The following is a 22356-nucleotide window of genomic DNA, read 5'->3' as shown; positions in this document are numbered from 1 at the left end:
CTGCGCTTACGCTTAGAACTTGGCGCGTACCGTCACACCGTAAGTGCGGGGTTGCAGCGAGAAGGCCGAACGCGAGTTCGCCGCGCCGCTGCCGCGCAGCGTGGTGTTGAAGGTGACGCCGCGCACCACTTCGTCGGTGATGTTGTTGACGAAACCTTCGATCGAGTAGGCACCGTCTGCAAACCGCAGACCGGCACGCACGTTGCCGAAGATCTTGCCGTCCTGGACGTCACCGATGATCAGCGGTGCCGCATCGATGGCCGCCTGCAGGCTACCGGCTGCAGCGATCTGCGCCGCGCTTGGCGGTACGATTGCCTGCGTCGAGGTGCGCTGATCGCCTTCCATCCGCATCTGTCCCGAAAGGAAGAATTCGGTGGAGTCGTTGATCGGCTTTTCCCACAGCGCCCCGAAGATCGCGACGAGATCGGCGGCGTTGGTCAGCGAGTTGCCGCAAAGCGATGCCACGGTCACGACGTTGGCCTGGTTCCCGGCGCAATCCTCCGGATAGCGCGCATCCAGGATCGTGGCCGAAGCGTTGATCGTCAGTTCGCTGGTCGGACGGATGAGGCTTTCGATTTCCAGACCGGTCGATTTCGCGACAGGCACGTTGAAGGTCTGGAACGCGGTGCCAGTGAATTCGAGCACCTGGAAGTTCGAGAACTCTTCATGAAAGGCCGCGATATTCAGCGTCACCGCATCGTCGATCAGACGGCTCTTGACGCCGATTTCATAGGCATCGACCTCTTCCGACAGGAAGCGCGGATCGGCGCCTGACACCGCAGCGGTGGTGTCGAGGTTGATACCACCCGCCTTGTAGCCATGCGTGAAGCTCGCATAAATGTTGACCGGCGCGGAGAATTCATAGCCGAGCCGGGCGGTGTAGATGAACTCTTCATCGCTGAAATTGGTCTGGAAAGTGCGAACCAGCGGCAGGACAGCCGCTTGCGGCAGGTCAGCCGGAGCGGTGAAGCCGAAGCAGCCCAGAACGATGAAGCTCGGTTGCAGCGCGGCGGGGATGGCACCCAGTGCACCCAGCGTTGCCGGGCAGACCTGATTGTTGACGGCAGTCTGCGAGAAACCGCCATCCTTTTCTTCCCACGAATAGCGGCCGCCGAGCGTCAGTTCGAGGCCTTCGGCCAGCTCGTACGAGACGTTGCCGAAGATCGAGTAGCTCTGCGCGCTTTGCTGGAACCGGTTGGTGTTGCTGGTTCCGGCCGGGTCAAGACCGGTGAATACGGTCAGCGGATTGGGGCCGAGCGCACCGCCGGTGGGCACGAACAGCAGCGCGCCGACGTTTTCGCCATAGTCCTGACCGAGCGAGAAGCTGACCGACTGATCGATCGATTCATCGGAGTAATAGCCGCCCACCACATAGTTGAGCTTGCCATCCGCAGCTTCGCCCTGAAGGCGGAGTTCCGCCGTCCAGGTTTCGAGGTCGAGGTTCAGCGCGTCCACATCGAAGATGTCGAGCGCGGTGAAGTCGGAATCGTAGCTCTCGAAGGATTCATACTTGCGATAGGAACCGATGAAGATCAGGTCGGCGCTGTCGGAAATCGGGAATTCGATTTCACCAGTCACACCGAAGTTGTCGATATCGGCCACCGGCACGCGGTTGAGCGATACGGTGCGATTGTCGAGCGCCTCTTCGAACTCGGTCTGGCCGAACGGGTTGGTCGACACCGAAGGCTGGCCGTTGCCGCCATTGAGACCGAGGCCGACCGCAGCATAGGCGCCGCCCGTTACGAGCGGCGATTGATAAAGCTCGATCGCGCCGCAGCAGCTGGACTGGCTCTTGGAATAATCGAAGATCAGTCGGCCCTGAACACCACCTTTGGTATCCCAGCCGAGCTGCGCACGGATGAGATACTGGTCGACATCATTGGTGTCGCCGATTTCGGTTCCGGCACCGTTCACAGCGGTCAGGAAACCGTCACGCTCGCGATAGGCCCCGGTGACGCGGAATGCGAGGGTGTCCTGCACGATCGGCACGTTGACCGCACCCTGCAGGCTGATTTCGTTGAAGTTGCCATAAGAGGCGTTCACGAAGCCTTCGAAGTCGTTCACATCCGCGCGCTTGGTCGTGATGTTGAGCGCACCGGCCGAAGTGTTGCGGCCGAACAGCGTGCCCTGCGGGCCGCGCAGAACTTCGACACGCTCGATGTCGACGAATTCGCTAAGCGCGACGCCGGGGCGCGACTGGTATGCACCGTCGATGAAGATGCCGACCGCGCTTTCAAAGCCGATATTGTTCGAGGTCGTACCCACACCACGAACGCGCAGCACCACCGAACCCGAGGCAAGCTGCGCCTGGCTGGCAGTGAAGCTTGGCGCGAGCGTGGCGATTTCCTGAATGTTGTCGACGCCCTGGTTTTCCAGCGCCTGCGGAGCGATCGCGGTCACAGCGATAGGGATGTCCTGCACGTCCTGCGCGCGCCGGGTCGCCGTAACGATGATGACGCCATCATCTTCATCCGGGGCCGCAACCTGGCCGTTGGCCTGCGCAAAGGCGGGCGCGGTGAACGAACTGCAGGCCAGGAGGCCGGCAGCATAAGCTGCAAGCTTACGTGTCATAGATTTTCCTCTCCACTTACCGATTGGTAAATCGCCAATCGGGCTCTCCAACTCCGCAGATTACCAGCGCATTTCCCAATGCCAAGAGTCAGCGAGAGGTTGTTGACGACAGTAGCAAAAATGCAACATTTCCTGCTGCAACGCAGCATAGTTCCGCGCCCGGCCCGACTCTGCTAATTTTGTTGCAGCGCATCAAAACCCGTAGCGCAAACCCAGCCAGATTGTCCGTGGCACGCCAAGATCGATGCTGCCGCCCGAATTGCGGGTGACTATCGTTTCGTCCAGAAGGTTTTCGGCTCGCGCGACAAGCAAAAACCGCCCGGCAATCGGCGCCTGAGCGAACAGGTCGATCGTGGTGGCCGCAGGCAGGCTGTCGGTTTCCTGATCGTCCTCGAACTGCGCTCCGACGTGCCGCAGCGTCGCAGCAAGACGCACGCGCTCGCTCGGTTGCCAGGCCAGCGTTGCGGAAGCGGAGAATTCGGGCGTCTGCGGAGGCCGGTTGCCATCTAGCGCCAGCGATGCGCCCTCGCCCGCGATGCGCGCATCCGTGTAGGCGAGCGAAGCATCGAAGCTGACATCACCCAGCGCCAGCGCCAGCGCGCCCTCGATCCCGCGTGCTTCGATCGCGGGCAGGTTCTGCCGCTGGCGAAGGTTGGGCGCGAGAGTAACATTGGCGATCGCGTTTTCGACCTCATTGTCAAACGCCGTTACCGAAACCACCAGTTCGTTGACCGGCTGCCAGTTGAGACCGATCTCGAACCCTTCGAGCCGCTCGTTTTCCAGTGCGGCATTGGCCTGTGTCACCACCGGGAACACCACGAAGGGCCGGTAAAGCTCGTTCAGCGTCGGGAGGCGCAACCCGGTGTAGGCCGCCGCCCGCAAATCCAGCCGGCGGGTGGCATAGAACGACGCCCCCGCGCGCCAGCTGACCGCCCAGTCGGAACGATCGGGTGCGATCACCTCGCTCACCAATCCACCTTGGGAATTGAGAGCGCGGAAGAAGCCATCGTCGATGCTGGTGTGATCGGCGCGCAGCCCACCCGTCAGCACCAGCGGCCCGATTTCCCAGTCATCCTCGACGAAGAAACCCAGATTGGCTGTGTTGCCACCGGCCCGTCGGCGTTCGGTCAGCAGCCCGCTGAACGCGCTATAGGCTTCTTCCTGCAACTCCCCGTCGGCGCGCCGATAGTCCACCCCGATGCGGACATCATGCCCTTCGGCAATCGGCGGACGGACCTCGATCTTGCCGCCCAGCCCGGTTGACGGCGTGTTGCGTTGATCGAGCACGCGGGTGAAGCGGGTCGAACTGATCACGACATTGGAGAAATTGCGCGCCTGGACATAGGCGAGCGCATCGAATTTCCATTCCCCCCGCCCGATGATCCGCAGGCTCGCATCCTGCCCTTCGCTGGTGGAATCCGCTCCGTCAAAGCGCAAGGTGCGCGCATCGTCGAACAGGCCTACGCGCGCCTGCAGTTCGACATCCGGGCTGATCGGGGCGACCCCGCGCAAGCCGACGGACCAGCTTTCGAAGGCTGCGCGCGAGGTTGCGGGCACGCGATCGGATGCGGGAGTGGTGAAGAACCCGTCGCCCCGGTCCCAACGCCCGCTGATGGTGGCAAAACCGCTGCCCAATCGCCGCGATATGGTGCCGCTCGCCTCGGTCTCCTCACGATCATTCGCCAACAGGCTGGCTGAAACCGGGCCTAATGCGGCAGGACCTGCGCTTTCCAGTTCGATCGTCCCGGCCAGCGCCCCGGCCCCGAACGGGCCCGATCCGCCGCCTCGCGTCACCCGGATGCGCCCGAGCGTTTCAGGAGCAATCGAGGACAGCGGAATATACCCGAAGAACGGATCGGCAATCGGCACCCCGTCGAGCAGCACCAGCGCACGGCTCGTCGCGTTCCCGCCCAATGTGCGCAGCGTCACGCCTTGCGCGCTGGGGTTCGATGATCGGCTGTCCGAACGGCGAAATTGCTGAAAGCCGGCAACATTGGACAGCACATCCTCGATCCTGCCCGAACCACTGGAGGTGATCTGCTCCCGCTCGATCGTGGTGGTCGAATAGACGATGCCCGAAAGCGGAGGCTCCAGTCCTTCGCCCGTGACGATGATCTCGTCCTCGTTGCCGTCAGAAACATCGTCGTCCTGCGCGAAGGCGGCAGTCGCGAGCGACATGGCGAGGCTGGAAACGGCAATCCTGAGTGCAATCATCATGGTGTGCGCGGCACTAATCATTCCGGCGCACAAAGTCAGTTTCAAATTGCTATCAAGACTCGCTTTTGACGGCGACGTGTGTTTACATTGCCGCCAACACGGGAAGAGAGAGGCTCAATGTTAGCTACAGCTCCAGACTTTGATGTGCTGATCGTCGGCGCAGGCATTTCGGGTATCGGCATGGCCGCGCATATGCGGATGAAAGCCCCCGGCCACAGCTTCGCCATCGTCGAGCGGCGCGAGAACCTCGGCGGGACGTGGGATCTGTTCCGCTATCCCGGCATCCGGTCGGACAGCGACATGCACACCCTGGGTTTCGATTTCGAACCGTGGCGGCATGAAAAGAGCATCGCCGATGCGCCCGCCATTCTCGAATACCTCAACCGCATCGTCGATGAACGCGACATCCGCCGCCACATCCGGTTCGGTCAGAAAGTGATTTCAGCCGATTTCCGCTCGGACGAGGCGCGCTGGCACGTCGAGATGGAAGCGGAGGACGGCACCCGCTCACACCTCACCGCGAACTTCATCTATCTCGGATCGGGCTATTACGATTATGACGAGCCGTACGATCCGGGTTTCCAGCTAGGCGGGTTCGAAGGGCAGGTCGTGCACCCGCAGTTCTGGCCCGACGATCTGGATTACGCGGGCAAGAAAGTGGTGGTGATCGGATCGGGAGCGACGGCGGTGACGATTGTCCCGTCGATGGCTGACAAGGCCGCCCACGTCACCATGCTTCAACGCACCCCGACATGGATGGTGTCGCGCCCGGCCAAGGACGGCTTTGCCAATTTCCTGCGCAAGATCCTGCCCGAAACACTCGCCTACAAGATCACCCGTGCCAAGAACATCTGGATGCAGGATTTCACCTTCAAGGTGGCCCGCAACAAGCCCGAGAAGGTCAAGGAGAACCTGCGCAAGGGCCTCGAAAAGGCGATGGGCAAGGATTACGACAAGGAAGCCTTCACCCCGCCCTACAATCCTTGGGAACAGCGTCTGTGCCTGGTGCCGGATGCGGACATGTTCAACGCGATCAACGCGGGCAAGGCGAGCATCGTCACCGGCCATATCGAAGCGTTCGAAGCCAAGGGCATCCGCCTCAAATCGGGCGAACTGATCGAAGCCGACATCATTATCACCGCGACGGGCCTGAAAATGGCGGTCGCAGGCAAGATCGCCGTCAGCGTCGATGGTGAAGCGGTCGATTTCGCCCAGCGGTTCTATTACAAGGGCTGCATGTTCTCGAACCTGCCCAATCTGGCGGTGGTGTTCGGTTATCTCAACGCCAGCTGGACGCTGCGCGCGGACATCAATTCCGATTACGTCTGCCGCGTGCTGAACGAGATGCGCTCCCGCAATATCGACACGGTGGTGCCGATTCTGACCCCGGAAATGGAAGCGGAAATCGAAGAGGACGACATCTACGATTTCTCCAGCGGCTATATCCAGCGCGCCAAGCACATTCAGCCCAAAAACGGGGTGAACTACCCGTGGCGGCTCAATCAGGAATATGTGGTTGATCGCAAGCTGATGGCGAGCGATCCGGTGGATGACGGCATCCTCGCTTTCCGCCGCGCCGGGTCCAATTCGCAACGGCCAGAGGAACAGCTCGAAGCGGCTGAGTAGCGTTTCGCAGCCGCCAGGGCGGACATCTGCCCTTGCCGCCGCAAGGCAAACGAAATCGCACATTGCGACAAGGTTCACGCTTGAGGCTGCACCGGGTCTGCCCTAACCAAAACCCATGAACGCCCCCGACAAAATCTGGACCGCCGGCCTCGTCATCATCGGCGATGAAATCCTTTCCGGCCGCACCCATGACAAGAACATCGCGCAGGTCGCATCATGGCTTCAGGTGCAGGGCATCCGCCTTGCCGAAGTGCGCGTGGTGCCCGATGTGCAGGAACGGATCGTGGCGGCGGTCAATGCCTTGCGCGAAGCCTATGATTACCTCTTCACCACCGGCGGCATCGGGCCGACGCATGACGACATAACCGTCGATGCCGTGGCCGAAGCGCTGGGCGTGCCTGTGGTCATCCATCCCGAAGCGCGCGCGCTGCTGGAGCGTTACTACGCGAACAAGGGTGGCCTCAACGAAGGGCGCCTGCGCATGGCGCGCGTGCCCGAAGGGGCCGACCTGATCCCCAATCGCATGTCGGGCGCGCCCGGCATCCGGCGGGGCAATGTGATCCTGATGGCGGGCGTCCCGCATATCACGGCAGGAATGCTCGATGCGCTGACAGGCGAGCTGGAGGGCGGCGCGCCGCTGCTGTCCGAAACGATCGGCTGCTGGGTCGCCGAAAGCGAAGTCGCCAACCTGCTGCGCGAAGTCGAGGACGCGCACGAGAATTGCCAGATCGGCTCCTACCCCTTCTTCCGCGAAGGCCGGGTCGGCGCGAATTTCGTGATCCGTTCCACCAGCGAGGAGGACTTGCGAAGCTGTGTCGACAGCCTCAGCGATGGCCTCGCCACCAACGGACACGACTTCACGCCGGGCGGCATCTGAACGGCGCGGGGCTCTCCACGGGCTGCTAATCGCTTCAAAACCGCGCTTTAACCCTTCTGCCCTATGGCGGAAGGCGCAATGACACGCGTGTTCATCACGATTGATACCGAGTATTCATCGGGTCTGGTCACCGACCTGTCCAATCAGGATCGGATGGACAATTTCGCGCGCTCCATCGGCGGGATAACACCCGAAGGTCCGGCAGGCATCACGCACAAGCTCAAATTGTTCGAACGGCATGGCATCAAAGCGGTGTTCTTCGTCGATCCGATGGCCGCGCTGGTGTGGGGCGTGGCATCTATCGAGGACATTCTCAAACCGATCCTGGAAGCTGGGCAGGACGTTCAACTGCACTGTCATACCGAATGGCTCGAACTGGCCGGCGTGGACAATCCGCTGGCTTCGAAACGCACCGGCAAGAACCTGTTCGACTTCCCGTTCGAGGAGCAATGCCGGATACTCGAATACGCACGCGACACGCTGATGGCGGCGGGTGCGCCGCGCCCGGTGGCGTTTCGCGCCGGCAACTATGGCGCGGATGACAACACCCTGCGCGCCCTCGCGCAACTGGGACTCGAATACGACACCAGCCATTGTCCGGCGCTGCCAAGCGGGGCGGCGCGGATCAGCCTTGGCAGCGACGTGCTTGATCCGGTCTGCCATCTTGGAGTGATCGAAGTGCCCGTGGGTAGCATCGGCACGCTGGGCGGCGGACAGCGCCATGCGCAGATCACCGCGCTGACGCTGGCCGAGATGGAAGCAGCGATCCGCCATGCCCGCGATAACGGGCGCTGCACCTTCACGCTGGTCACGCACAGCTTCGAACTGATCAACCGGCGCAAGCTCGCTGTAAACCGGATCGTGCGTCGCCGGTTCGAAGGATTGTGCCGCACGCTTGCAGGGATAAAAGGCATCACCACCGGCAATTTCCGTGATGATCCTCCGCAGGTCGCTCCGCCCGAGGCAAACAGCTCTCCCCTCCCGGCGAGCCCGGTACGGACCGGCCTTCGCTATGCCGAACAGCTGATTTCAAACACGCTTTACGGCGCGCTGTAATGGCGAGTGGGTCGATCGACTTCACGATCGGATCGCGGCGGCTGTTGTCCGTCGGGCGTGATCTGGCGACCTGGAGTTTCTCGCTGGAACAACTGCTCGCGCCGGAGGCCCGGTTCGATCCGCCCGCTCCGGGCCGCGACGGGCTGCGGGTGCTGTCAGCTCCGCAAGGCGGCATTGAAGCAATCGCCGCGTGCTTTCCGCACCACCTCGCAGGTGGCAGGCAGGATTATCGCCGCCACTACATCGCGATGGCAGGACGCAGTTTCGACGATTACCTCAACCGCTTTTCGGCCAAGACCCGTTCGACCCTGCGGCGCAAATCGCGCAAGCTGGCCAAGGAAGCGGGCGATTATGCCGTTACCGAACACCGCACGGAGCAAGAGGTAGCGGCCTTCATTGATGCCGCGCTGCCATTGTCGACGCGCACCTATCAGGCGAGACTGCTCGATGCCGGACTGCCGGACACACCCGAAGCGCGCACGGCCTTGCTGGAACTGGCGAAAGCCGACCGGATCCGGTGTTTCCTGCTGAAGCTGGGCGACACACCGATCGCCTATCTGTCACTACCCGTCGAAGGCAAGACGCTCATCTACGCGCACCTTGGCTACGACCCTGACTATGCGCGGCTGTCGCCGGGAACGGTGCTCCAGCTCGAAGCGCTTGAGCGGCTGTTCGCCGAGGAACGGTTTGCCTGGTTCGACTTCACCGAAGGCGAAGGCGCGCACAAGGAAATGTTCGGTACCGACAGCGTGGACTGTGCCAGCTTCCTGCTGCTTGCGCCCACCGCGGCCAACCGCGCATTGCTGGGCGCACGCAGCACTTTCGACGGCGCGATCAGCACCGCAAAGGCGCTGGCCGAGCGTTCGGGCGCCTTATCCCGCGTCCGATCCGCCCTTCGCGGTTAGTTCCTTGGTCTGGGCGAGCCGGCGAGTTGCCGACAGTCGGCGAAATCTCTCTTCAAGCGCGCCCCGCTCGGAATCAGGCTCGCCGCTTTCAGGGGCGAGCCACAGGGAAAGCGCCACCCATGCAAGCAGGATGAGGGCGAGAAGGCCCGCTGCAATCAGGCCGAAAGTCAGATCGAAATTGGCCAGTAGCGCGACAGCCGCGACGGCTGCAGCGATGACATACCACTTGGGGTCGAGCATCGTTTCTCCTTCAGGGAAGATGCCACGCCCCGAATAGGGGAGAGGGCGCGAGCATCAGGACCAGCCCCGTCAAGATGCGCATTCGCACCACCAAAGACAAGGGGCCGACAGCGCAAGCTGCCGACCCCGATTGTCGTTTCGTCGAGAAGCCGGGTGAGCCGGTTTTTCGGCGCGCCCTCGTCGCGAATTACGCGCCTTCGACTTCTGCCACGTCGATCTTGAGACCCGGGCCCATGCTCGAGGTCAGCGAGACCTTGCGCACATACTTGCCCTTGGCGCCCGACGGCTTGGCCTTCACCACAGCTTCGGTCAGCGCCTTGAAGTTGGCCTTCAGGTCTTCGTCCTTAAACGACAGCTTGCCGATGCCCGAGTGGATGATGCCCATCTTCTCGACGCGGAATTCGACCTGGCCGCCCTTGGCGTCCTTGACGGCCTGCGCCACGTTCGGAGTGACGGTGCCCAGCTTCGGGTTCGGCATCAGGCCCTTGGGGCCGAGCGTCTTGCCGAGGCGGCCAACCACACCCATCATGTCGGGCGATGCGATCACACGGTCGTAATCGAGGTTGCCGGCCAGCATGTCTTCCATGAGGTCTTCAGCGCCAACCTTGTCGGCGCCGGCAGCCAGCGCCTTTTCGGCATTGTCGCCGCGCGCGAAGACCGCAACCTTGACTTCCTTGCCGGTACCCGAAGGCAGCGACACCATGCCGCGCACCATCTGGTCTGCGTGACGCGGATCGACGCCGAGGTTCATCGCGACTTCGACGGTTTCGTCGAACTTGCTCTTGTACTCGCGCAGGACGTTCAGCGCTTCGTCGACGGTGTACAGCTTTTCACGGTCAAGACCGGCGAGAGCCTTCTGCTTCTTGGTAAGCTTTGCCATGATCCTTAGCCCTCCACCACGTCGAGGCCCATCGAACGCGCGGAGCCTTCGATGATGCGGGTTGCCATTTCGATGTCGTTGGCGTTGAGATCGGCCATCTTGGTTTCGGCGATTTCAGCGAGCTGCGAACGCTTGATGGTTCCGGCGGAAACCTTGCCCGGTTCCTTCGAACCCGACTTCAGCTTGGCAGCCTTCTTGATCAGGAAGCTGGCCGGCGGAGTCTTGGTGACGAAGGTGAACGAACGGTCGGCATAGACGGTGATCGTCGTCGGGATCGGCATGCCCTTTTCAAGGCTGTCGGTCGCGGCGTTGAATGCCTTGCAGAATTCCATGATGTTCACGCCGCGCTGACCCAGAGCCGGGCCGATCGGGGGTGAAGGGTTTGCAGTGCCCGCAGGCACCTGCAGCTTGATATAGCCTTCAATCTTCTTGGCCATGACTGGCCTCCTTTCGCACTTTTGCCGCCCTCTTGCGATTGCGGCTCATGTTAAGCGGTCCAACGGCTTTCTTCCGAAAGCCTCCCGCACGGATTCCTGCCCTCAACGAGCAGAAGTGCGCCACATACCGATTTGCCCGCGAAGTGCAAGCACCGATTCGCCTTTGCGGGCCGGTTGAAAGATGACACTGCCCCCCGGTTTTAAAAATATTCCGCCCATTGCCCCCAACCCCAAATTCCGCAGTTTTGCGCGGCCTTGCGGGCGATGCGAAGGGGTGACGGGTATGACTTTCCATTCTGGCGCTTTCCAGACGTTACCGGCAATCAGCCGAAACACCGGAAGTAGCGTGCGCGGGCGGAGTAGGAAAATAGCCTGACCCTAGGCCGGAATGACGATATCGGCGGGCGGTAATCCGGCCATGAACCGGTCGTAAGCCATATCCATCCCGGCTTCGAAATGGCGGGTATAGGCCTGCGTATCGAACAATGGCGATGCGAGCCGGTTGGCGGCAAGCTTTGCCCGAACCGCGGCCAGCCGCGCCGGATCGGTTGCAAGCTCAAGCGCCAGCGCCTCATACTCGGCATCCGTCTGCGTGACGAGTTCAGGCAGGTTCATGGCATAAAGCAGGCTGGCCGCCACCCGCGCCGCAAGCTGCTCTCCCACCCGCGTGATCGCCGGCAAATGCGCCCAAAGCGCATCAACCGTGGTGGTGTGCGCATTCATGCAGAAGGTATCGAGAAACAGATCGGCGTGGCGGTGCCGCTCAAGATGCTGCTCTGCCGGAACGCGATCGGCAAACACCAGCCGATCAGGGTCTATTCCCAGACCTGCGGCATGGCTGCGCAGGTTTCGCGTCACCGCCGGGGTTGAACGGAACAGCCACAAGACGCTGCCTTCCACCTGGTCCAGCAAACGCATCCAGATTTCGAATTCGCGCCGGGTGATCTTGTAGGTCGCGTTGAAGCAGCAGAACACAAAGCCATGTTCTGGCAGGCCATGGTCTGCCCGTGCGGGGCCATCAGGAGCGATCGGCAGGCGATTGTCACACGGCATGTAGGTGTACGGCAGACTGATCAGGGATTCGGAATAATGCGCCCGCTGGGCCGCTGGCACCACGACGGGATCGGCAACCAGATACTCGACGAAGTCCACCCCCCGCGTCGAAGGATATCCGAGATAGCCGACGTGCACGGGCGCAAGCCGATGCCTGAACAAGCGGGTGCGCGAATCGACGGTGTATCCCTGACGATCAATCGCGATGTGAAGATCGAGCGACCTCGCCAGCTCGATGATCTGGGCATCGGAATGATCGAACACGTCATGAAACCCGTCAAAGATCGCCTCGGCGTCACGGCGATACGGATCGTTGCGGCGCGGGCCATAGCTGAAGGCGTGCGCTTCGAACCGGTCGCGATCATGGTGACGGATCATGCCGTTCAGCAGCCGGGCGCCGGGGTGATCATGGTAGTCGGCACTGAAATAGCCGATCCTCAGCCGCTCTGGCCTTGCCTTGGGACGGGCGGGCAATGGCGCTGGCTGCGGCTCACCGAATATCCGCCGGCCCCAACTGCGCGCGCGCTGCAATTGCCGCTCCGGCGAATCCTCCAGCGCGAGCAGCGGCCACGGCGGAACACCTTGAGTGGTCACTCCCAGATCGCAGACATTCCCGGACATCGCATCCAGCCCGTCCCAGTCGCAATCCTGTGCCAGCAGGTATGCGAGTTGAAGCCGGGCCAGCTCATTGCCGGGCTCCACGGTCAAAGACTTCCGAAATGCGGCGATGGCGTCGTCGGTTTCGCCGCGCTCCATCCACAGAACCCCGGCATTGTAGAGCGCCTTAGCAAAGCCGGGGGCGGTTTTCAGCGCGGCGAGATAGGCGGCCAGAGCTTCATCGAACCGACCCGCGCGCTTCAATGCATTGCCGAGACTGTTATGGATTTCGGGCAGGTCGGGACGCAAATCGCGCGCTGTTTCCAGATGGGCAATGGCGGCATCGAGTTCACCCAATCTCGTCAGCAGATTGCCCAGATTGTTGTGCGCCTGCGCCAGTTGCGGGTCCAGCGCCAGCGCACGGCGATAGGCGGCTACGGCTTCTTCATTGCGGCCAAGATCCTGCAAGGTCAGCCCGAGATTGTATGGCGCGCCCGCAAAGGACGGATCGAGCGTTTCAAGCTGGCAGAAGCTGGCCTCCGCCTCGTCAAGCGATCCGAGCGCGCGGGCAGCGGCCCCGCGAATGTTCCAAGCCGCAAGCGACGTCGGGAATTGCGATGCCAGAGTGCGCGCCAGTTCCAGCGCCTCTGCATGGCGTCCGGCGCGAAAACTGCCGGTGAGCCCGGCAATCTGCTGCTGAGATGGTTTTTCCGGCGGTGTCTGCGCGCTGCTCATCATGCCCCCCGGCGCTTTCATATCAGGCGCTTGGAGCAATTCCAGCGATCACTGCGGATTGGAGCGAGCCGCGATCCTTTCGCTCGCCGGAAGTTTCATCCCCTTGGTCCGGCTGGTGAGGTGAAAGCGTTTGCACAGCGCGCATTTGTAGGCGCGCACAGTGAACGGCGCGGCGGCTGCCACCCGTTCTGCCTCTTCGCGTGTGGCAAAACGTTTCTTGCGATTGCAGATGCCGGGGCGGGTGGTGATCCCGCCGCGACCCATCTTACTTGACCAGTTCGACCTGTTCGAAATCGAGTTCGACCGGAGTCGCACGGCCAAAGATCGACACCGAAACCTTGACCTTGGCCTTGTCGAAATCGAGTTCCTCGACCACGCCGTTGAAGCTGGCGAATGGGCCGTCGAGCACCTTGACGCTGTCGCCGATTTCGTAATCGACGCTGATGTCCTTCTTGGGCGCGGCCTTGGCTTCTTCGACGCCGCCGAAATAGCGCGCGGCTTCGCGTTCGCTGATCGGCTGCGGCTTGTTGTTGTTGCCGAGGAAGCCCGTCACCTTGGGGGTGTTCTTGACGAGGTGATAGATATCGTCGTTCATCCGCAGCTTGGCGAGGACGTAGCCGGGCATGAACTTGCGTTCGACCTGAACCTTCTTGCCGCGCTTCACTTCGGTCACGGTTTCGGTGGGGACTTCGATTTCCTCGACACCTTCGGACAGGCCCAGACGCTCGGCCTCGGCGAGGATCGCTTCCTTCACCTTGTTTTCGAACCCGGAATAGGCGTGGATGATGTACCAGCGTGACATGGTTGGTCCTTGGACTTGGGCGCGCTTATGCGAGCGAGAGAAGGAAGTTGACGACGAAGTTGAACAGGCTGTCCACCCCGAGGAAGAACAGCGCGAGGATCACCATGAAGATGAACACGAAAATCGCGGTGCGCACGGTTTCCTGGCGGGTCGGCCACACGACCTTCCCGGTTTCGGTGCGAACCTGGTTCACAAATTCGGGAACCGATGTCTTGCGCTGTTTGTCTTCGGCCATTTGGGTGCCTGTCGCCTTCGCGTGGTAATAATGTTTCGATCCGGCTTTCAGGTAGGGTCCGTCGCCGTCCGGGACAAGGTCACGGATGGGCTGTTGATTCTTACCGATGTCGGAATGGCCGCCGTAATATGGCTCGATAGGCAGGAAAGCAAGCGCCAAGACAGGTTTCGGGGCTAGTCAACGGCGATCCGCGCCTCTAGCGTGGCCGCTTCTTTCGCGGAGCCGGTACATCCGGCCCGCCTTCGGGGACAAGCACAAGGGGATAGCCACACATGGCTGCAGCAGAAGCTGGATCGACGACAATCGTCGACGAGGTCGTCAACGTATCGGATTTCATCTGGGGTGGTGAATGGCGCGGGGAGCAAATCCTCGAAGTGGCCGGAATACCGGTTCCGCCGATGACAGTGATCCTTCTGGGGATCGGCCTGTGGATGATGATCGGTCTGCGTTTCTATCCGATCGTCAAGTTCGGTGCAGCGATCAAGGGCCTGTTCGCGGGCCGCAAGGGCGAAGGCGCAGGCGAAATCTCGCCCTTTGCCGCGCTGTCGACCGCGCTTTCCGGACAGGTGGGCACCGGCAACCTCGCCGGCGTCGCATTCGCTATCGCCTGGGGCGGTCCGGGTGCGGTGTTCTGGATGTGGATCACGGCGCTGATCGGCATGGCGCTGGCCTTTGCCGAAGGCAGCCTGGCGATCCGTTACCGCGAAACAACCTCCGACGGGGTGAAGCGCGGCGGCCCGATGAGCTACATCATGATGGGCCTCGGTCCGAAATACACCTGGCTGGCGATCATCTTCTGTATCGGCACGCTGTTTTCCGCGCTGGTGACGGGCAACTCGATCCAGGCCAACGAAGTCGCCACCGGCCTCAACGAACTGTTCGGCATCGAACGCTGGATCGGCGGTCTGATCGTCGCCATCGCGGTGTTCGTGGTGATCATCGGCGGCATCAAGTCGATCGGCAATGTCGCGGAAAAGGTCGTGCCGTTCATGGCGGGCGCTTACATCGTGATGGCGATCATCGCACTGATCCTGAACGCGGGCGACCTGCCTGAAACCTTCTCGCGGATTTTCGCGGGCGCGTTCAACAATCAGGCGGCAGAAGGCGGCTTTGTCGGCGCAGCGATCATCATCGCGATCCGTGCCGGCGTCGCACGCGGCCTGTTCTCGAACGAGGCAGGCCAGGGTTCGACCCCGATCGCGCACGCGGTCGCACAGACCGATGATCCCGAACAGCAAGGCCGCATGGCGATGCTGGGGACCTTTATCGACACCATCGTGATCTGCACCATGACGGCGCTGGTGATCCTGACCGTGCAGGGCGATTTCACCGGCGGCGGCGAAGCTGTGAAGCACGTCTGGCAATCGGACCTCAGCACCGTCGAAACGGCGGGCGTGGCGACCACCATCGCCGCCTACAGCGCGGCCTTCCCGACGCTGATCGCGGGCATCCCGCTGGGCACGCTGGTGGTGAGCATCGCGCTGATCCTGTTCGTGTTCACCACGCTGCTGACGTGGAGCTACTACGGTGAGCGCGCGATCACCTTCATCTATGACCGGGTGCCGGGTTCGACCCGCGGCGGGGAGAAGATTCTGCACATCATCTGGCGGGTTATCTGGTGCGTGGCGATCTTTGTCGGCGCGACCCAGCCTTCGCAGCTCGTCTGGCGCCTGGGCGACATCTCCAATGCGGCGATGGCTCTGCCCAACCTGCTGGCGCTGGCGCTGCTTTCGGGCGTGGTGTTCAAGCTGGCGCGGGGCGAAAAGACCGCAGGCAAGGATTACCACACGGAAACGCCGGAAGAGCCGGAGGAGTATTGATACGGCGACATGCGGGCGGGCGATTGCCCGTCCGCAGCGCCTGCGGGCCGAATGCCGGATACCGAAAAAGGAAAATGGCAGGGGTGACAGGAGCCCCTGCCAGGAATGCTCCAACTATCTGAAATAACGTGTTTCTTGTAACAACATCCGGCCAAAGCACCACAACATGGTGCCACGGCAGGGTGCCACGGCAGGAGACCAAGGGCATGTGCCGCATTCAGAATGTCACTCGCAAAGACGGAACCTATTATTTCCGCAGACTCATACGTTTAGGCCCCGATAAGCCTTTTCGGCTACGCTTCTCGCTCAAGACCACCAGCCGGAAGCGGGCAGCCCTGCTCGCTCCGGCCATGACCCTGATCTGTGAGCGCCTCGCGATGAATATGGCCGCCAACATTGCAAGCGACGGATTGAACGCTGCCCAGCGTGCGGAAATCTTTCGCCGCCAGATGCTGGTCGAACGCGACCGGCTCGAAATCATGCATGCCCAGCTTCACATCCTCCCGCCCGAGGATCACGAGGACATCGATCAGGCACTCTCGCTCCGGCTCGGCGCGAGCGAGTTGGCGGCAATGGACGGGGTCACCAAAGGCAAGGTCGAGGACTTCCTTGTCGCCCGGATCGATCCCGAGGCCGATGATGAGCCGATCGTTGTTATGGCCTGGTCGGACCTTGCTGCCTCCCTCGCGCAGGACGGCGCGGAGGAAGCCGCCATCGCCCGGCTTGCCGAGATCGGCGTGGAACAATCGGCGCTGCGCGAGGCGATGGCCCGCAAGGTCGTCAATCAGGCGCGGATCGAGGCGATCCGGGAGTTTCGGACGACGCTCACCAATCCCGGTGCTGCCTACGCGCCGGTCCCTGTGGCCGGCTACGAGCAACTGGCGCAGCCCGCGTCATACGCTGCCACACCGAGTACACCGCAAGCGCCGGCTGCCCCTGTCGTTGCGGGGCCCTGGGCGAGCATGACGCCCACCGAAGCGGTGGAGAGGTTCTTCGAGCACAACCCGCGCACGGGCGGCAAGGACGGAACAGCGCGCCGGAAGAGCGGCGAGCCTTGGACAAACAAAACCCGTGAGCAGTTCAAGCTGCCAGCACTCCTGCTTGAGCAGGTGATGCACGGCCAGCCGTTGGCCACGGTCACCCATGACCATCTCGTCCAGCTCAACACCTGCTTCGAGGCGCTGCATGGCCCCTCTTTCCGTAAGTCGCCCAAGCACCGGGAGATGACGATCTGGGAAATCGTCGCCGAAACCGCGGAGCGCGTGCGGAAAGGTGAAGAGGCTATCGCGAAGGCCGCCAAGCGAAAGAACCAAGACACGCCACTCGAAATGCCTGCCGATGCTCTGACCAAGGATCAGCTCGGGTTGGGCCTCAGCACGACCAATCGCCATTGGGGCTTCTTGCGTCAGCTGACCGACTGGTTCGCAAAGCACCAGCCGATTGCCGCGCTGGACTATAGCGCCTTCATCGAAAAGCCTGCGACCGACCCTCGCGATCAACGCGATCGCTACACCGACGAAGAGGGCCGCCAGCTCTTCAGTCTCCCGCCTTGGACAGGGTTCAAATCCTATGGTCGGTGGATGGCGCCAGGCGATCTATTGGTCCACAGCGCGTTTTACTTTGTCCCGATGATCGGATGGTACACAGGTATGCGGCGCGAAGAGATCTGCGGCCTGGCTCTGGACGATATCGAGTTCGTGGACGGCAATTGGCAGTTCAACGTCCGACCGACGGAGATTCGCCGCCTCAAGACAGTGACATCGGCCCGCAAGCTGCCGTTCGCGAGCGAGCTCATTCGCCTGGGGCTGCCAGATTATGTACTGGCCCTGCGTGCTGAAGGCGAAACCCTGCTATTCCCCGAGTTGGTGCGCGAAAGCGGCAAGGGCACGATGGGAGACACCTATTCGAAAAGGATCTGGGATCACATCAAGAAGGAATTACCCTTCCTGAAAGCCGGACAAGCGACGCATTCGTTCCGCCACACCGTCGTCGACAGCATGAAAGGCGCAGGGATCTCGCCCGAGATCAGAGCAGATTTCGCTGGCCACAAGCTTTCTAACGAAACCCAAGGTCGCTACTCGAAGAAGCATATGAAGCTTTTGCGAGACGCGACAAACGCGATCCCGAAAGTGACCTCGCATCTGGAATCGTTCCCGGTTGCGTTGCTACCTAAGCGCCTCCGCGCCGCCCGCAAGGCTAGGATAAAGCCGCTGAACACATAGCGCGATCCTGCTGCAACAGGTTAAGCTCGGCCTGTGGCACCGAACCGTCGCCGTCCCACCCATTTAATGCAAACGCAATTTGGTCAGCCCGGCAAAATTTAAGAAGCAAACTCCGTTGAACCCGACATCGCCCGTTAAAGAGATAACCCTCTGAACGTTATGCAACATATGTCGGCATCCGTCCCGTGTGTGTGCTCATGTCGGAGTGATCCAGGTGCAACGAAGCATTTCATGGGCGCGCCCTGAACTCGGCAATTCGACAATTTGATAGATTTGACGAGTAGAGCGAAAAGGTATTGAGAAATGGCTCCCCAAAACAACCAGAAGCTGAACCTCGAAGTCGCCCAAGATTTCGTCATTGCCCTGGGCGGGCTGATCGCGAGCGGTGCTCCGCGGAGTTATGCGAACCCTAGGGAAGCGATGCTGATGGCCGTTCCAGAAGGGAAAGAACTAGGACTGCATGAGGAAGGTTTGACGCGCCAAAAAGACGTAGTCGCTGTCGCGTTCCGGGTAGGGAAAGAACACGAAGGGCCATGCAATATTGCCATCTACGAACGGCTTAACAACAAGATCAGAATCAATCCCCGCTGCTCTCTTTGGTACAGAGCGCACCCCAAAATGTTCATGATCGCCTCGCATGAGGATGAGACCGGATACCACTATGCTGATGCGCGCCTAGTCCGCTTCGGTCCAGTCCCTCGTGACGACTTCGACCTTCACGTGAGCCTTGCCGAGGCCGAACTTCATCGTGCAGCAAAGCTCGCCCGCAACCTTGCGTTGAACCCTTTCAAGCGGCCGTCGTAAGTGGCCCCTGCGGCCGGTGCCACAGATGGCGCGACGATAGGATCTACGCAGCCCCGGATTGACTGCACCACCCGATAATAAACATTATGTAGAATTTAGCGGGTAGCCCACTCATAGCAGCTATGACGTTGCAGGCTGAGCTTCCTGATCAGCATTTCTCCTAGCGAACATCTAAATCTTGCCCTTCATGACCATCAAAAACGCACCGACGAGACGGATACGTAAAGGAATCTTCTGGTTCGAGAGTTACCTCTGCACCATGCGGCGATGTCCACAGGCGTAATTTCAGGCCGGGGCCGGAAGCAGCGGCAGACCTATTCGCCAAAGCGTTCCAGCGCCGATTGTCCGCGTGCTCCTCATGATCAGGGTCAAGCCACGCCTCAAGAAGCCCCGTCACAGCCGATGACTCCGACAACATCCTATGGTGGAGATAGGTCGACGCTCCGGATAGGATGGGCTGCTGCAATTTGCGAGGTCATGTAAGGTCGATCACCCGCGCAGTAGGCCGAGAGCCGTCTATCGGATAGAAATCACGCGTGCGCCTGACATAGGACAGTCGGTTAAAGTCGAGATCAAGCGCACCGGGGGTCGCGACCTTCCAGGTGTGGCGCGCGATGGGGTTAAAGGCCGCCTCATGGTGGCTGCTCGACTTGACGATCACCAGTTGCCGCTCGGCAAGACGGATACCGAGGTCCTCGAAGATCGAGGTCGCGAAGATGCCGGCGCGTCTGGAGCAAACCACGATGTCGATGCCCGCATGGCGCAGCCAGACGCTGGGTCCCATCGAATAGGGCACATCGATCGCCATCTGCCCGAGATCGGGCGTGACCGCCATGACCTCGACATCCAGATCGAGCGGATCGCCCGAGGTCGGCCCGGCCTTGCCCCCCAACCTGATCGCGATGCGCGCGCCCACCCCCGCATCGGTGGCAATCCGGACCACCGCGGGATCGTGAAAGCTGGCGATGGCGACATTGCCGAGACCGCGCGCGATGACGGCGCGCAGAAAGAACGTGCTGTCGCCCGGCGCGCCGCCGCCCGGGTTGTCGGCATGATCGGCGAGCACCACCGGCCCCTCCAGCGTGGCTGCCCGGTCGAGCGAGGCGGCGATGTCGGGATAGTCCGGCCGGAGTGCCTCGCGCGCCGTGATGAGGCTTTGGGCGACCTCGCTCGCGGCGGCTTGGGCAGCAGCAGCATCGCCATCGGCATAGGCCAGCACCCGCGTGCCCGTATCGGCAGTGTCGCCCCAGGGGAAGCCGTGCGCGATGGTGACGGAGAGGACGCCGGGGCGGACCTCGATTGCGGCGAGCCCGTCGACGATTGCCCGCATCGGCCCGGCAAAGGTCGGATAGATCCCGATCATCCCGGTCTCGACCAGCGCCGGGATAGGGCGCAGCTCGCCCCGGTGGGTGCGCGCGCAGATCGCGTAAAGCTCTCGCGCGCGGTCGGCAAAGTCGATGTGGGGGTATTCCTTGACCGCGATCAGGCAGTCGGCGGCGGCGACCATGCGGGGCGTGAGATGGCAATGGCAATCCAGCACCGCACCGATCACCGCGCCCGGCACCAAGGCGCGGATGCGGGCGAGGATATCGCCTTCGCAATCATCCTCGCCTTCCGCCATCATCGCGCCGTGGAGCTGTAGCAGCACCATGTCTGCCCCGCTCGCCGCTGCAAGATCGGCAAGGATCATGTCGCGCAGGGCTGCATAGACCTGCCCCACCGTGCGCCCGCCGGGCTGGGCGAAGGTCGAGATGCTCTCGCTCACCGCAAAGCCATCCGCCTCGCCCAGCGCCCGGAAAATCGCCAGCGGGCTGTTGGGATCGCTGACCGATCCGGCGCGGTCGATGCCGTTTTCCTCGAAGGCGCTCCACCCCGTCGGGAAAGGGGCGAAACTGTTGGTTTCGGTGCACAGCGCCGCGATGAACAGGCGCGGCGGCGCGCTCATGCGACGATCCCGAAATGGGTCGAGACGCGGCCTGTCACACGGTAATTGTCATCGACGATCAGCAGGTGACGCCACTTGTCGAAAGTGGTGCAGGGGTGGGAAATGCCGAAGCCGATCAGGTCCCCGTAAGCCAGATCGCAGCCCGGAGGCACTGCAAGGCAGGCGTGTTGATCATAGAGCTTGGCGGTGGTGCAGCCCTCCAGCGGCATGGGCCGCGCGTCACGGCCCGGACGCACATGCCACAGCGGCACGGGAAGCCCCGCATCGCTCGAGATATTGCGTTTGCCCAGCGCGGCGATGGCCTGCCCCGGCTCGGGGCGGGACTGGACATGGGCCCAGACTTCGAGCGCGGGTTGCAAGCCGCCCGCGGGCAGCGCGACCAGGCCGCGCACGGCAATGCCGTGGTGGGCGTCAGCATACATGCCGTGATCATGGGTGAGATAGCAGCCGCTGCGCAGCACCGGGCGCAGCGGACGATCGGCACTGGCGGCCAGCATCGTGGCGGCCGCCTGATCATAGAACAGCGATCCCCCGGCCGAGACGATCACCTCCGCAGTCTCGATCAGCCCCTCCCCCACAATCGCGCGCACCGCTTCGGCAAAGCGTTCGAGCTGCGCGCCGCTGCCCGCGCCGTCGGCATGGACGCCCTCGAAGATTTCCACCCCGGCGAGCGCGATCCCCGCGGCGGCATGGGCCGCGCGGGCGACCGCCAGCGCCTCAGCGGTGCTGCGCACTCCGGCGCGCTGGCCAGCATCGCCGATCTCGATCAGCACGCGCATGGTCCGACCGAGCCGCGCGGCGGAGCCCGCCTCTGACAGCGCGGCCACCCCGGCGGCGCTGTCGACGAGGCAATAGACCTCAGCTGACGGATGATCGCGCATCAGGCCGGTCAGCGCATCCATGCTCCGCCGCCCGACGATCTGATTGGCGATGATGATCCGCTCGATCCCCCACTGCGCATAGAGCGCGGCGTGGAACGGGTTCGCCGCCGTCATACCCCACGCCCCATGCTCCATCTGCATCGCCATGAGTTCCGGGCTCATGGTGGTCTTGCCATGCGGCGCGAGGCTCAGCCCATGGTGGCGGGCAAAGGCGCTCATCCACGCAAGGTTGTTGTCGAGCGCGGACTGACGGATCACAGCAACCGGCAAGGCGACGTCATCGGCGAGAACTCGGGCCAGCCCGTCGGGGTGTCTAGTCGTCATTGGTCCACTCCATACAACGGCACCTTTCCCCCAGAGAGCCGCTGGCTCCTTGCCTGGCAAGTCTGCATCCCCAGCCGGTTCGAGCGAAACGCTTGACAGACCAATAACTGGGATTAGGCTCAGTTTCAC

The 22356-nt window shown here is 62.2% G+C and carries 18 protein-coding genes; 7 read left to right on the top strand and 11 right to left on the bottom strand.

Annotated elements, in window-relative coordinates; all coding sequences use genetic code 11:
- Window positions 1-12 precede the first annotated feature (12 nt).
- Window positions 13-2571, bottom strand: coding sequence for a TonB-dependent receptor (locus L1K66_RS05000; protein WP_252259885.1), 2559 nt, complete (start codon window positions 2569-2571; stop codon window positions 13-15).
- Between the two features lie 192 nt (window positions 2572-2763).
- A complete protein-coding gene (locus L1K66_RS04995; protein WP_252259884.1) occupies window positions 2764-4788 on the bottom strand; it encodes a TonB-dependent receptor plug domain-containing protein in 2025 nt (674 codons plus the stop codon).
- Window positions 4789-4905: 117 nt separating this feature from the next.
- On the opposite strand from L1K66_RS04995, the gene L1K66_RS04990 reads away from it, so the two are divergent.
- The 4 genes from L1K66_RS04990 to L1K66_RS04975 all read left to right on the top strand — a co-directional run bounded on the left by L1K66_RS04990 (window position 4906) and on the right by L1K66_RS04975 (window position 9252).
- A complete protein-coding gene (locus tag L1K66_RS04990) occupies window positions 4906-6414 on the top strand; it encodes a flavin-containing monooxygenase (protein ID WP_252259883.1) in 1509 nt (502 codons plus the stop codon).
- A 115-nt stretch (window positions 6415-6529) separates the two neighbouring features.
- Window positions 6530-7291 (top strand): competence/damage-inducible protein A, encoded by a 762-nt coding sequence (locus L1K66_RS04985; RefSeq protein WP_252259882.1) that lies wholly within the window; start codon window positions 6530-6532, stop codon window positions 7289-7291.
- 78 nt (window positions 7292-7369) lie between these two features.
- Complete coding sequence (locus tag L1K66_RS04980; RefSeq protein ID WP_252259881.1) at window positions 7370-8347, top strand: polysaccharide deacetylase family protein; 978 nt, start codon at window positions 7370-7372, stop codon at window positions 8345-8347.
- The gene (locus L1K66_RS04975; protein WP_252259880.1) at window positions 8347-9252 is read left to right on the top strand and encodes a GNAT family N-acetyltransferase; all 906 of its coding nucleotides are present in this window, start codon (window positions 8347-8349) and stop codon (window positions 9250-9252) included. The genes L1K66_RS04980 and L1K66_RS04975 overlap by 1 nt, the downstream gene beginning before the upstream one ends.
- On the opposite strand, the gene L1K66_RS04970 is transcribed toward L1K66_RS04975, so the two are convergent.
- From L1K66_RS04970 to secE, 7 genes are all read right to left on the bottom strand, one after another.
- On the bottom strand, window positions 9220-9492 hold the full coding sequence (locus L1K66_RS04970; protein ID WP_252259879.1) for a hypothetical protein: 273 nt from the start codon (window positions 9490-9492) through the stop codon (window positions 9220-9222). The two genes, L1K66_RS04975 and L1K66_RS04970, sit on opposite strands and share 33 nt — an antisense overlap.
- Window positions 9493-9679: 187 nt before the next feature.
- Window positions 9680-10372 (bottom strand): 50S ribosomal protein L1, encoded by a 693-nt coding sequence (rplA, locus tag L1K66_RS04965; protein ID WP_252259878.1) that lies wholly within the window; start codon window positions 10370-10372, stop codon window positions 9680-9682.
- A gap of 5 nt (window positions 10373-10377) precedes the next feature.
- Window positions 10378-10809: a 50S ribosomal protein L11 gene (gene rplK / locus L1K66_RS04960; protein WP_034956017.1), complete on the bottom strand. Its 432-nt coding sequence runs from the start codon at window positions 10807-10809 to the stop codon at window positions 10378-10380.
- Between the two features lie 378 nt (window positions 10810-11187).
- Window positions 11188-13215: an O-linked N-acetylglucosamine transferase, SPINDLY family protein gene (locus tag L1K66_RS04955; protein WP_252259877.1), complete on the bottom strand. Its 2028-nt coding sequence runs from the start codon at window positions 13213-13215 to the stop codon at window positions 11188-11190.
- 27 nt (window positions 13216-13242) lie between these two features.
- Window positions 13243-13458, bottom strand: coding sequence for a hypothetical protein (locus L1K66_RS04950; protein WP_330221256.1), 216 nt, complete (start codon window positions 13456-13458; stop codon window positions 13243-13245).
- Between the two features lies 1 nt (window position 13459).
- Window positions 13460-13996, bottom strand: coding sequence for a transcription termination/antitermination protein NusG (nusG, locus tag L1K66_RS04945; RefSeq protein WP_034956018.1), 537 nt, complete (start codon window positions 13994-13996; stop codon window positions 13460-13462).
- A gap of 25 nt (window positions 13997-14021) precedes the next feature.
- Window positions 14022-14231 (bottom strand): preprotein translocase subunit SecE, encoded by a 210-nt coding sequence (gene secE / locus L1K66_RS04940; RefSeq protein ID WP_034956019.1) that lies wholly within the window; start codon window positions 14229-14231, stop codon window positions 14022-14024.
- Window positions 14232-14503: 272 nt separating this feature from the next.
- Between secE and L1K66_RS04935 the strand changes: the two genes are divergently transcribed.
- The 3 genes from L1K66_RS04935 to L1K66_RS04925 all read left to right on the top strand — a co-directional run bounded on the left by L1K66_RS04935 (window position 14504) and on the right by L1K66_RS04925 (window position 19077).
- On the top strand, window positions 14504-16051 hold the full coding sequence (locus tag L1K66_RS04935) for an alanine/glycine:cation symporter family protein (RefSeq protein ID WP_252259876.1): 1548 nt from the start codon (window positions 14504-14506) through the stop codon (window positions 16049-16051).
- Window positions 16052-16257: 206 nt separating this feature from the next.
- A complete protein-coding gene (locus tag L1K66_RS04930; protein ID WP_252259875.1) occupies window positions 16258-18273 on the top strand; it encodes a tyrosine-type recombinase/integrase in 2016 nt (671 codons plus the stop codon).
- Window positions 18274-18576: 303 nt separating this feature from the next.
- Window positions 18577-19077: a hypothetical protein gene (locus L1K66_RS04925; protein ID WP_252259874.1), complete on the top strand. Its 501-nt coding sequence runs from the start codon at window positions 18577-18579 to the stop codon at window positions 19075-19077.
- Between the two features lie 475 nt (window positions 19078-19552).
- Here L1K66_RS04925 and L1K66_RS04920 read toward each other — a convergent pair whose 3' ends face one another.
- Both L1K66_RS04920 and L1K66_RS04915 read right to left on the bottom strand, forming a co-directional pair.
- Entirely contained in the window at window positions 19553-21022 is a 1470-nt protein-coding gene (locus L1K66_RS04920) for a M81 family metallopeptidase (protein WP_252259873.1), read from the bottom strand.
- Window positions 21019-22227 (bottom strand): type III PLP-dependent enzyme domain-containing protein, encoded by a 1209-nt coding sequence (locus L1K66_RS04915; RefSeq protein ID WP_252259872.1) that lies wholly within the window; start codon window positions 22225-22227, stop codon window positions 21019-21021. Before L1K66_RS04915 ends, L1K66_RS04920 begins: the two co-directional genes overlap by 4 nt.
- Window positions 22228-22356: the final 129 nt, after the last annotated feature.

This window comes from Erythrobacter aurantius (assembly GCF_023823125.1).
GTDB lineage: Bacteria > Pseudomonadota > Alphaproteobacteria > Sphingomonadales > Sphingomonadaceae > Erythrobacter > Erythrobacter aurantius.
This window is presented reverse-complemented; position numbering and strand designations above follow the sequence as displayed.